Origin of the sequence: Mycobacterium sp. ENV421 (assembly GCF_002887815.1) — a bacterium.
Lineage (GTDB): Bacteria > Actinomycetota > Actinomycetes > Mycobacteriales > Mycobacteriaceae > Mycobacterium.
The window spans coordinates 19,283-31,853 of the sequence record NZ_PDHO01000030.1 but is presented as its reverse complement, the minus strand read 5'-3'; the positions used below and the strand labels follow the sequence as shown (position 1 = coordinate 31,853).

General features: G+C 66.9%; 6 protein-coding genes. 4 read left to right on the top strand and 2 right to left on the bottom strand.

The genetic code is table 11. The features are described from left to right. Nucleotides 1-304: 304 nt before the first annotated feature. Nucleotides 305-1,372, top strand: a complete 1,068-nt coding sequence (locus tag CRM90_RS24580) for a hypothetical protein (RefSeq protein WP_142391447.1) — start codon at nt 305-307, stop codon at nt 1,370-1,372. A 643-nt stretch (nt 1,373-2,015) separates the two neighbouring features. On the opposite strand, the gene CRM90_RS24575 is transcribed toward CRM90_RS24580, so the two are convergent. Continuing rightward, entirely contained in the window at nt 2,016-2,507 is a 492-nt protein-coding gene (locus CRM90_RS24575; RefSeq protein ID WP_158249055.1) for a hypothetical protein, read from the bottom strand. A gap of 46 nt (nt 2,508-2,553) precedes the next feature. Here CRM90_RS24575 and CRM90_RS30545 point away from each other — a divergent pair, with 46 nt between their 5' ends. Beyond that, a complete protein-coding gene (locus CRM90_RS30545; RefSeq protein WP_158249054.1) occupies nt 2,554-3,459 on the top strand; it encodes a PGRS repeat-containing protein in 906 nt (301 codons plus the stop codon). Between the two features lie 7 nt (nt 3,460-3,466). On the opposite strand, the gene CRM90_RS24565 is transcribed toward CRM90_RS30545, so the two are convergent. Then, nucleotides 3,467-5,230, bottom strand: a complete 1,764-nt coding sequence (locus CRM90_RS24565; RefSeq protein WP_102809524.1) for an AMP-binding protein — start codon at nt 5,228-5,230, stop codon at nt 3,467-3,469. Nucleotides 5,231-5,505: 275 nt separating this feature from the next. Here CRM90_RS24565 and pks2 point away from each other — a divergent pair, with 275 nt between their 5' ends. Together pks2 and CRM90_RS24555 are read left to right on the top strand one after the other, a co-directional pair. Beyond that, nucleotides 5,506-11,856, top strand: coding sequence for a sulfolipid-1 biosynthesis phthioceranic/hydroxyphthioceranic acid synthase (pks2, locus tag CRM90_RS24560; RefSeq protein ID WP_102809523.1), 6,351 nt, complete (start codon nt 5,506-5,508; stop codon nt 11,854-11,856). 36 nt (nt 11,857-11,892) lie between these two features. Beyond that, nucleotides 11,893-12,567, top strand: coding sequence for a methyltransferase family protein (locus CRM90_RS24555; protein WP_102809522.1), 675 nt, complete (start codon nt 11,893-11,895; stop codon nt 12,565-12,567). The last annotated feature ends 4 nt before the right edge of the window (nt 12,568-12,571 follow it).

Here is a 12,571-nt window from a genome sequence, read left to right as displayed (position 1 = left end):
CTGAATTACGGACGTCTGATGAGACTCCAGGCAATCATCCTCTTGCCGCGTCCGGGTGACATCCCCGCCCGAGGCTGTCACTGGCGAGTCAGGGTCGTGAGGCTTACTCGGCCGTGATACCGACACCTCCCACAGCCGGTCCGAGAAGCGCTATCCAACAACTGGGAATCCCGGGTGCAATATCCTCTGGAAAGCTGTAAATTCGCTGCGCGTCGGGTACGGTCCATTTCAGCAAAGATGCGTAACGTAACAGGGTGTGTCAATGAGTCATGTTCGTGCTACGGGTGGTGCGGTATTCGCCACTTTGGTGTCGGGCGCGCTCGCGGTCAGCGCCTTGGGTGAAGCCCCGGCTGCAAACGCCAGCTGCTTTTCCGCCCTCGGTATCGGCAACGGCAACGGTTGCACAAGTAACCTAACCAGCGTTGCGATCGGGATCGGCGCTGGCGCCACAGCGAATGCCAGCGCTGGGTTCTTCAGCGGAGCCATCTCATTCGGCGCCGACGCAGTCACCGCAACCACATTCAGCGTCCTCAGCTTCGCGGTGGCTGTCGGCGATGGTGCGCGGGCGTCGACGCTACCCGGATTTCTGAACATCGCCTGGCAGCAGGGACCGGGCAACTCCTCGGCCATGGGCGCAATGAACTTTGCGATCGGGTTGTTGACGGGCGGTAGCGGTGCTCAGTCGACGGGAGCGGTCGGCGTCGGCAACATCGCCCTGCAAATCGGACCGGGCACGATGACCAACATCGGCAGTCTCAACCTGACCCTTGCCAGTGCTACCGGTGGGGATGGGTCCAAATCCACGAGTGCCGGCGGCTTCGGGAATTTGGCCCTGAACATCGGCGATGCAGGCAAGGCTTTGACCCAAGGCTTCCTGAGTTCGACCACCAACATTCTCGGCGCCAGCACTGTGGTCGCTCAGGGCATCTTGACCGCTGCCGGAAATCTACTGGGCGATGGGAACACCGTCTCCTCGTCGGGCCCTTTCCCTAACACCACCTTGAGTCTGGCGTTCAATTTCTTCGGCGACAATAATGTCGTGACGGCCGGCCGGGGCCCGTTCGCGATTGCGGGAGCGATCAGCCAAAATCTGCGGACGATCGCGAGGGCGCTTCCCGGGATCACCATCAACGGCATCACCGCCGACGGGGCCGCAGCCGTCGGCGGCACTAAAAAGGCTGCGTCTGCAGCGATATCGGGCACCAGCGAAACGACGACGTCCGATTCCGGCACCACGACCACCGCGTCGAGCACCCGATCCGTCGGCAAGAAAAAGTCGGCCTCCGCTACGTCCAGCGGCAGCACCAAGAGCACCAAGAAGGTCGCCGGTTCCGCACGATCCGGCGGTGCCAACAAACGAACTGCACGCTAGGGTCAGTTGCCCTAACACCTTCGGTCCGGTTCTGCGGGTTCCCAGCCGCGAGCACACCTCTGTTCGACTCGAGGCCTGCCGGCACAATAGATTTGCGCGCCATTGGCGCGGTAACCGGCGTCGACGGCGCTGTGACGAGAGCACTCAGGCCACGCTCCGTCAGACCGGCGATAACACACATCCGGCAAAGGCAGCGCTAGCGCCGGTAAGGGAGTGTCACCGGTGGCGCTAACAATGGTGGCAACGGGCCGGCTGGCATCAAGCGTGGCGCGGGCGGTGGCGGCGAGTCGGTCGGCACCGGCCGCGCCGGACGTACCTGACGCAGTAGCTCGGTCAGCCCACAAGCCCGGCGCAGCCCGCATATTGACATGCGGGCCGCCGACACAAACCACCGCGGAGGACGGATGCGTACTGGATTTACGTACCGGATTTCGGCAACGCGGGAGGTCAACCGGTATTACAACCGATCCTCCACCGCAGCGAAAAATCATACGATCGAAAGTTTGCCACGATCCCCCTCGCGCGTTGCTACCATGGGACCGCTAGAGCATCAGTGAACATGGGAGCAAGCCATGGCGGGAACGCATCGCGCGACGAACCGGGCTCGATCCCGAGCCCGGAGCACCGGCGGTGAGCATCGCGCTCACCAGGCGTCTAGCAAAGTCTCAATCTGGTTGGGGGCAGGCACTCTCGCAGTTGGCGTTTGCGCTGCGCTGTCCACCGCGACCGGCGTAGCGCACGCCGACTCCGCCCGCGGTGATTCGACGCCGTCGGCCCACAGCGGCAACCGTTCCGCGGTCGGCAAAACTGGCCGCGCCAACCCGCCGAAACACACCGCCGACGCCGGGTCTGCCGACCGCGCCAACCCGAAATCGGCGCCCGGCGCCGCCCGCACGCCCAAATCATCGGTGGCGCCCTCGGCGGCATCATCGGTGGCGCCCTCGGCGGCATCATCGGTGGCGCCCTCGGCGGCCACCGACTCGACCCTCTCCTCCACGACGGCCGTCACCACTGAGGCGGCTTCCAGCGTCACACAATCCAGCCCCGCGAAGTCAGCCAGGGCAGCGGCCGCGCCGACGCCGTCGGCGGCGGCGTCCCCGACCACTCCGCCGAACCTCACGATCAACGACATCATCGGCGCGCTCGTCACGTACGCCCAGTCAGGGGGCGGCGGCCCAAAGGTGCAGATCAGCCTCTCTGAGATCGTCACCGCGCTCATCACCAATCAGTGGCAGGGGCGCCCTATCATCGGCAACGGCGCCAACGGCACTGTGACGAACCCGGACGGACAGGCCGGCGGCTGGTTGCTGGGCAGCGGCGGCAAGGGCTACTCCTGGATCGACGCGACCTGCACCACCAGCGCGGGTTGCGCGGGCGGTAGCGGTGGGGCCGGTGGACTGATCGGCAATGGCGGCAATGGCGGAGACGGTGCTCTCGGCGGGGCCGGCGGCGCTGGTGGGTCGGCTCTGCTGTTCGGCGTCGGCGGCAACGGCGGCGCGGGCGGCGCGAACTCCGGCGGCGTCGGTGGCGACGGCGGGGCGGGCGGAATCGGCGGTCTGATCGGCGGTGCCGGCGGGACCGGCGGGACTGGCGGCGACGGTCAGACGGGTGGCAACGGTGGCGCGGGCGGCTCGGTCAGCAGCTTCGGCTTCGGTTACTTCACCGGCGCATACCACCCCGGAAGCGTCTACGGCGGGAACGGCGGTGCGGGCGGCACCGGTACCAGCGGAGCCGGCGGCAACGGGGGTGCGGGAGGTAGCGCCGCGCTCGCCAGCGACCCTCTGTGGGACTACCTGCTGTCGGTGGCGACCCTGCTTCCCGGGGTGGTCTCTGCCGGCAATGCCACCGGCGGCCAAGGCGGAGCGGGCGGCGACGGCACCACCACCGGGGGCACCGGCGGTGGTGGTGGAATCGCCTACAACTACAGCCTCGGAAACGCCACCGGCGGCAACGGCGGCAATGGCGGGAACGGGACTTCGGCCGGCGGTGCGGCCGGGACCGGCGGCACCGCCTCGGCGGCCAACGGGACAGCCACCAACGGAATCGACGGCACCAACGGAATCGACGGCACCACCGGAACGCCGTAGCGCGTCGTTACGCGTCGACCCGGGTGAACTCGTTGCGCAGGTAGATGTCTCTCGACAACTGTCGCCTGACCTTGCCGCTCGTGGTGACCGGGATTGAACCCGGACCTACCAGAACGAGATCCGCGACGGCGATGCCGTGCGTGTTCGCGATCGCCACCGTGACGTCACGCTTGATGGCCTCGAGCTTCTCCGCGATCTCTGCCTCGGAGTCGCCGCGCTTCCTGACTTCCATGACGACGACAAGCTTCTCGACGGAGTCGTCGGGAACAGAGACCGCCACAGAGCGGCCGCCGGTGACCTCGGTGACCGTCGCCTCGATGTCGTCGGGAGCGTGGTTGCGGCCGTAGATGATCAAGATGTCCTTGATGCGGCCGACGACGAACAGTTCACCCTCGGAGATGAAGCCAACGTCGCCGGTCCGCAGCCACGGCCCCTCGGGCGTACCCGCCGACGGCGCGGCGATGGTCGCGCCGAACGTGCGTGCTGTTTCCTCGGGTTTCTCCCAGTAGCCGGCGCTGACGTTGTCGCCGTGGCACCAGATCTCGCCGGTCTTGCCCTCCGGAACCTCGGTATGTGTCTCCGGGTCGACTATCCGCAGAACCGGTGAGCGCGAGCTGATTGGGCCGTCGTAACTGATCAACGGCGTCCCCTCGGCTCCGTCGATTCGCTTCGCCTCACCGGCGGTCAGCGCGTCGGAGTCGAAGTGGACGACCTTGATCGGGTCTTCCGGCTTGGGCGTCGACATGTAGAGCGTCGCCTCGGCCATGCCGTACGACGGCTGGATCACATTCTCGTTCAAGTTGAACCGAGCGAACCGGTCGGTGAACCGCTTGATCGTCGCCGGCTGGACGCGTTCGGCGCCGCTCTGGATGGTGTGCACACCACCGAGGTCGAGTCCGGCCATATCTTCGTCGGACGTCTTGCGCGTCGCCAGATCGAACGCGAAGTTCGGTGCTGCTGTGAACGGGCACGGGTTTGTGGCCAGCAACTGCATCCAGCGTGCGGGCCGCACCAGGAAAGAGGCCGGGCTGGTCAACACGGCGCTGGTCCCCAGCACGATCGGCGAGCACACCCCCAGGATCAATCCCAGATCGTGGAAGAACGGCAGCCACGACACGAACGTCAAGTCCGGCGGAGTGATGCCCGCGTGCCGCGAGTAGTCGGTGGTGATCTGCTGCAGGTTGGCCAGAAGATTCGTGTACGAGATCATCACGCCGGCCGGCGAACGAGTCGAACCCGACGTGTACTGCAGATAGGCGGTGTCGTGGTGGCTGCCGTCCTCGTACATGCCGCCCCCGGACTGGGGCGGGGCGTCCAGGTCGAGCCGATCGACCTCGATGACTGCGGGTGCGGGCTGCCCCGACTCGGGGGTCACACTGCGCACGACTTCGTTCACCACCGCGGATGTGGTCAGAACAGCAACGGGCGAGGCGTCGCGCAGCACCGATTCGACGCGTTCGTCGGTGACACCGCCCATCGGCACCGACAGCGGAACGGGGATCACTCCGGCGTGCAGTGCACCGAGGAAGGCAACGATGTACTCCAGCCCTTGCGGCGCGATGATCATGGCGCGGTCCCCCGCCGAGGCGGTGAGCCGGAGCTCACGGGCCATGTTGGTGACCCGCCGATACAACTGCGGCCAGGTCAGGCTGATCGGAACCCCGGCCCAGTCCTGGTCATAGTCGATAAAGGTGTATGCCGTGTCGTCCGGCTGCATACTGGCCCGCTCGCGCAGCAGTGCCGGAAGTGAAGCCTCGATCGCCTGTGTCACGCGAAGCAAGCTATCAAAGGCCGTCGCCCCGATTCCTTTGAACCGGGATTTGAGTGACGCGGCCGTCAACTAGTCCGTACCGTCGTTAAGCGGGCGCCGAGGGCACCCGCGCAGCGGCTCGGCCACCCGGTCTGGCCAGGCGGATAGTTGCGAATCAAGCAAACTTGACCCGCAACGCTGCGTCTGCGTCAATAATTGCCTTGCCCGGGTTCGGGGGAACCGGCGGTAAGTCAGCGACGGACAGGTCCGCAATGCCGTTGCTGCGGAGAGACGGGATGGTTTCATTCAGTGCGTTCGATGACCGGGCAGGTTGCTCCGACCCGGCGAATCCCCCGGCCGCTGTGAACGCCACATCGCCCACACCGATCGCCGTTATCGGCATGGCCTGCCGACTGCCCGGCGGTATCGAGTCCCCTGAGCAGCTGTGGGCGGCGTTGCTGCGGGGTGACGACCTGGTCACCGAAGTCCCGCGCGATCGCTGGGACAACGACGAGTACTACGACCCCGAAGCCGGCGTACCAGGTCGGACGGCGTCGAAGTGGGGCGCGTTCCTCGATGACGTCGCCGGCTTCGATTCGGAGTTTTTCGGTATCAAGGAAGACGAGGCAGCGGCGATCGACCCGCAGCATCGCTTGCTTCTGGAGACGGCCTGGGAAGCCATGGAGCATGCCGGACTCACACCGGCCGCCCTCAAGGACTCGCTGACCGGGGTCTTCACCGGACTGACGCACGCCGACTACCAAACGGTGTCGGCCGATTCCGACGCGATGGAAGGGCCGTACGGCTTCGCCGGCAACACCTTCAGCATGGCGGCCGGGCGGATCGCCTACACCCTCGCACTCCGCGGTCCCGCGCTCGCGGTTGACACCGCCTGTTCGTCCGGACTGCTCGCAGTCCACCTGGGGTGCCGCAGCCTGAGCGAGGGCGAAAGCGACCTGGTGTTCGCCGGAGGCGCCTACGTGATGCTCGATCCGCGCAAATACCTGGCAGGGACGGCAGCGGGCCACCTTTCGCCGACCGGACGATGCCGCGCCTTCGACGTCGCAGCCGACGGCTACGTCGCCGGCGAAGCGTGCGCGATGGTCCTGCTCAAGCGGTTGCCGGACGCGCAGCGCGACGGCGACCGGATTCTCGCCGTCATCCGTGGTACCGCCGCCAATCACGACGGCCACACCGTGAACATCTCCACCCCCTCGGCACCTGCCCAGGCCGCGGTGTACCGAGCCGCGCTGGCTGCTGCCCACATCGACGCCGACAGCATCGGCATGATCGAGGCACACGGACCCGGCACACCGGTCGGTGACCCGATCGAGTTCAGCAGTTTGAGCGAGGTGTACGGCATCTCGGAGCCGTGTGCGCTGGGCTCGGTGAAAACCAATGCCGGCCACTCGCAATCGGCGTCCGGTGCCGTCGGCCTGATCAAAGCGATCCTGGCTTTGCAACACGGTACGGTTCCGCGCAATCTGCACTTCACCCGTCTGCCCGACGATCTGGCCCGCATCCCGACGAAACTCTTCGTGCCCCGCGAGACCACGGTATGGCCCATCAGCGGCCTGAATCCACGGCGCGCGGCGGTGTCGTCGTATGGGGTGTCCGGGACCAACGTGCATGCCATCGTCGAACAAGCCCCTGTCCCTCAGGGACAGTCGAACGGCGGAGGAGACGCCGGCGTCGCACCCGTCGCGCTTCTCTTCCCAGTGTCGGCGACGTCCGCAGAGCAGCTCCGCCGAACTGCGGGCCGCCTCGGCCAATGGGTGCAGACCCATGACGAAGTCGCCTTGCCCGACCTGGCGTACACCCTGGCCCGCCGGCGCGCGCACCGCCCCGTGCGCACCGCGGTGACGGCCCGCACCCGCCCGGAGCTGACGCGGGCGCTGCGTGGGGTTGCCGAGGGCGATACGCCCTATCCGGCCGAGCTGGGACACGGCGACCGCGGGCCGGTGTGGGTGTTCTCCGGGCAGGGATCGCAGTGGGCTCGGATGGGTGCTGAATTACTCACCACCGAACCGGTTTTCGCCGCGACGGTCGCGCAGATCGAACCCCTGGTGGCCGAGGAGTCCGGATTCTCGGTCACCGCCGCAATGACCGCGCCCGAGGTGGTCAGCGGTGACGCCCAGCTCCAACCGACGGTGTTCGCCGTGCAGGTCGCGCTGGCGGCGACCATGGCCGCCTACGGTGCGCGTCCCGGCGCGGTCATCGGCTATTCGATGGGTGAGGTCGCCGCAGCGGTGGTGTGCGGTGCGTTGTCGCTCGAGGACGGCGTGCGGGTGGTCTGCCGGCGCTCGCGGCTGATGGCCGGTCTCGCCGGATCCGGGATGATGGCATCGGTGGAACTGCCTGCCAAGCAAGTGCTTTCGGAACTGACGCTCGGCGGCATCAAGGATGTCGTCGTCGGAGTGGTCGCCGCACCCGAGTCCACGGTTATCAGCGGAGCAACGGCGACGGTCCGCGAGTTGATGGCAACCTGGGAAGAACGCGACGTGATGGTGCGTCAGTCGCTGATCGACGTGGCGGCCCATTCTCCCCTCGTCGATCCGATCCTCGACGACCTTACGCAGGCTCTCGCCGAGATCACGCCACGGACACCGGACGTTCCGTTCTACTCGGCGACGGGTTTCGACCCCCGCGAGGAGTCGGTGTGCAACAACAAGTACTGGGTGAAGAACCTTCGCAATACGGTCCGGTTCGCCGCCGCGGTGCGAGCCGCCTTGGAGGACGGGTACCGGGTCTTCGCCGAAATGGCGCCGCACCCGATGCTGACGCATGCGATCGAGCGTGCGGCCGCCACGTTGGACACACCAGTTGCCACCTTCGCCGCCATGCGCCGTGAGCAGACCCAGCCAAACGGCCTTCGCGATCTGGTTGCCGGTCTCCACAGTGCCGGTGCGGCAATTGATTTCGCCGTGCCGTATCCGACGGGTCAACTGGTGGACGCGCCACTGCCGACCTGGACGCACCGCCGCCTCTGGCTAGAACGCAACGATCCGGAGGTCTCCACGCACAGCGGCTACTCGGTAGCGGTACACCCGCTGCTCGGCCCCCACGTGCGACTGCAGGAGGAACCTGAGCGCCATGTATGGCAGGCCGAGGTCGGGACAGCCGCCCAGCCTTGGCTCGCCGAGCACTCGATCCGCGACGTGCCCCTGCTGCCGGGAGCGGCGTACTGCGAAATGGCGTTGAGCGCCGCGCACACCGTGCTGGGCGACGCCGCCGAGGTCCACGACATCCGCTTCGAGCAGGCGCTGTTGCTCGATCAGCAGACCATCATCGGCGCCTCGGCGACGGTGTCCTCCCCCGGCGTCGTCGAGTTCATCGTCGAATCCGACGAGGGCGGTGCGCAGGTGCGCCAGGCCAGCGCAACCCTCAAGACGGCCGCGGACGAGCACCCCACCGCCTACGACATCGGCGCGTTGCTCGCCCGTCATCCGCGTCGCACCGACGGGGCCGAGGTGCGCGCGAGCATGGACCAGCGCGGGGTTCAGTATGGCCCAGCTTTCAGCGGTCTCAGCGCGGTTCACACCGGCGCGGACTCAGCAGACACCGTCGTCGCCGAGGTCGCGCTACCCAGCAAGATCCGCTCACAACAGAGCGCCTACGGTGTGCATCCCGCGCTTTTGGATGCTTGCTTCCAGGCTATCGCGGCCAGTCCGCAGCTCCAGGCCGCGGGCGACGGTGCGCTCGGGCTGGCGCTCGGCGTGCGGCGGCTCCGGCTGTACGCCCCGACCCGAAATGCCCGCTACTGCCACGCCCGCATCACGCGCGTCGACTCGTCCGAGATCGAGGCCGACCTCGATGTGCTCGACGAGGACGGCGCAGTGTTGCTCAGTGTGCAGGGGCTACGCTGCGGCACAGGCGAATCCGAGGAAGTCCAACAGAATCGGTTGCTCAGCGAGCGGTTGCTGACCATCGAGTGGCAGCCGCGACAGCTGCCCGAGCCGCCTCATGTCGACGCGGGAATCTGGTTGCTGGTCAGCGTCACCGCGACGCCGACCGTGCTCACGACAGCGTTGGCCGACGCCCTGAAGCGTGAAGGCGCGCAGTACGCGGCTATCTGCTGGCCCCGGTCCGCTGATCATGCAGCCCATGCCGCACAATTGGCCGACAACCTGCGGTCCGGGCACGTCACGGGGATGGTGATCCTCACCGGACCCGGTGAAACGGCGACCGAGGATGCTGCACTTGCGTCCGCCGGCCGCGAGTATGTGGAGCATCTGGTTCGCGTCGTCGGCGAAGTGCTGCGGACGCAGGCTCAATTGCCGCACCTGTTCGTGGTGACCCACTCCGCGCAGACCGTTCTGGGCGGCGACGTTCCCAATCTGGAGCAGGGTGGCTTGCGAGGGTTGATCCGGGTGATCGGCGCCGAGCACCCGCATCTGCGCACCACCCACATCGACGTCGATGACGCCGTCGATGCCGAGCAGCTGACCCGGCATCTGTTCAGCGGATCCGACGAGGACGAGACCGCCTGGCGAGACGGACAGTGGTACGTGGCCCGGATGCTGCCCAGCCCACTGGGTCCTGACGACCGGCAGAACACTGTGGCGGACAACGAGTTCGACGGCGTTCGCCTGCAGATCCGAACACCCGGGGATCTGGAGACCCTGGAACTGGTCGCCTGTGAGCGGGTCGCGCCCGGACCGGGGCAGATCGAGGTCGCGGTCGGGGTGTCCAGCATCAATTTCGCCGACGTCCTGGTCGCGATGGGGTTGTTCCCCGCGATCGAGGGCGCATTGCCGGAACTGGGCATGGATTTCGCCGGGGTGGTCACCGCGGTGGGTCCCGACGTCGTCGACCATCGGGTCGGCGACCGGGTCGGCGGGTTCTCCGCAAACGGCTGTTGGGGGACGTTCGTGACCTGCGATGCCCGGCTGGCAGCGCCGCTGCCCCTCGGATTGAGCGATCACCAGGCCGTCGCGGTGGCCACCGCGACGGCCACCGCCTGGTACGGATTGCACGAGCAGGCCCGTATCACCGCCGCCGATCGGGTGCTGATCCACTCCGCGACCGGCGGAGTCGGCCAGGCGGCCATCGGCGTCGCGCGCGCCGTGGGCGCCGAGATCTTCGCAACCGCGGGCAGCGAAGAACGACGACAGATGTTGCGCGACATGGGAATCAAGCATGTCTATGATTCCCGCAGCACCGACTTCGCCGAGCAAATCCGCCGGGACACGGACGGCTATGGCGTGGACATCGTGCTCAACTCGCTGACCGGCGCCGCGCAGCGGGCCGGGCTGGAACTGCTTGCGGTCGGCGGACGTTTCGTCGAGATCGGTAAGCGTGACGTCTACGGCAACACCCGGCTGGGACTGTTCCCATTCCGCCGGAATCTCACGTTCTACTACGTCGATCTCGCACTGATGTCGCTCAGCCACCCCCAACGGGTGGGCGAGTTGCTGCGAACCGTGAATCGGCTTGTCGCAGAGGGCGATCTGCCGCCCGCGCAGTACACGGCGTACCCACTGGCCGACGCCGCCACTGCGATCCGGGTGATGGCCGCGGCGCAGCACACCGGCAAGCTACTGCTCGACATCCCTCAGACGGGAACCAGTCGCGCTGTCGTGCCACCGCAGCAGGCGAAGCCATTTCGAACCGACGGCGCCTACCTGATCACCGGGGGCCTTGGGGGGCTGGGACTGTTCCTGGCCGAGAAAATGGCCATCGCCGGCTGCGGGCGCATCGTGCTGACCTCCCGCTCGCAGCCGACGCTCAAAGCGCTGGAAACCATCGAACTGATCCGGGCGATGGGCGCCGACGTGGTCGCGCATTGCGGCGACATCGCCGACCCTGCCGCCGCCGAGGGGATGGTGGAGGCCGCGACCGCCACTGGCTTGCCGGTGCGCGGTGTGCTGCACGCGGCCGCGGTGATCGACGACGCCACCCTGGCAAACATCACCGACGCTCTCATCGAACGTGACTGGGCGCCAAAGGCTTACGGTGCCTGGAATCTGCACGCCGCCACCGCCGAGGAACCGTTGGATTGGTTCTGCTCGTTCTCCTCGGCCGCCGCGCTGGTGGGCTCACCCGGGCAGGGGGCCTACGCCGCCGCCAATAGTTGGCTCGACGCCTTCACTCGGTGGCGACGGTCTCAGGGACTGCCCGCCACCTCCATCGCCTGGGGCGCCTGGAGTCAGATCGGCCGTGGCACGAAGCTCGCCGACACCGCAGGCGCCGTCGCCCCCGATGAAGGGGCGTATGCGCTTGACATGCTGCTGCGTTACGACCGTCCTTACACCGCCTACGCGCCGACGGTCGACAACACCTGGCTGACCGCCTTCGCCCAGCGCACCCCGTTCGCGGAGGCTTTCAAGATGTTGGGGCAAGACCCTACCGACACAAGCAGGTTGCGGGCCGAGCTCAGTGAGTTGCCACGTGACCAGTGGCCCGCCCGATTGCGGCATCTGATCTCCGATCAGGTGAGCCTGATCCTGCGGCGCAGCATCGATCCGGACCGGCCCTTGTCGGAGTACGGGGTCGACTCGCTGGGCGCTCTCGAACTGCGAACCCGCATCGAGACTGAGACAGGCGTGCGCTTGACGCCGAATGATCTTGCCGTCGGCACCATTCGCGGACTGGCGGAACTGCTGTGCGAGAGGCTGGCACCGTCCAATAGTGACGCATCGGCGTAGCGGTAGGCGATACAGGACAGGATTCTTGGGAGGATAGTGAACGCCGTTCTCAGAGTGGCCGCACTCGGCCTTGGCCAGCTCGTCACGATCGGACTGTTGTTCTTCGCGTCGGCTGGCACGTTCGACTACTGGCAGGCCTGGGTGTTTCTGGCGGTTTTCGCGGTGACCGCCTGGCTGCCCAGCATCTATCTGCAGGTAACGAATCCTGTTGTTCTGCAACGCCGGATGAAGAGCGGTCCGGTCGCCGAAGGCCGGACCGTTCAAAAGGTCGTGATGCTCGGCCTCTACGGCTCGTTGGTGGCGATCTGCATAGTTGGCGGCCTGGACCACCGCTTCGGCTGGTCTACGGTTCCTGCCGCGCTCTGCGTGATCGGTAGCGCACTGGCCGGGGCGGGCCTGGTCGTGACGGTACTGGTCGCCATCCAGAACACGTATGCCTCCACAACCGTTCAGGTGGAGACAGGCCAGCAAGTGGTCAGCACCGGCCTCTACGGATTGGTGCGGCACCCCATGTACACCGGCAACGTCCTGATCCTCGTCGGTCTGCCGCTGGCCATCGGCTCGCTCTGGGCGCTCGCGTTCGTTATGCCGGGCATTGCCGTACTCGCCACCCGCATCCACGACGAGGAGAAGCTCCTCGGCGACGAGCTGGACGGCTATCGCGCGTACACCCAGAAGGTCCGTTCCCGCCTGATTCCCTACATGTGGTGATGAC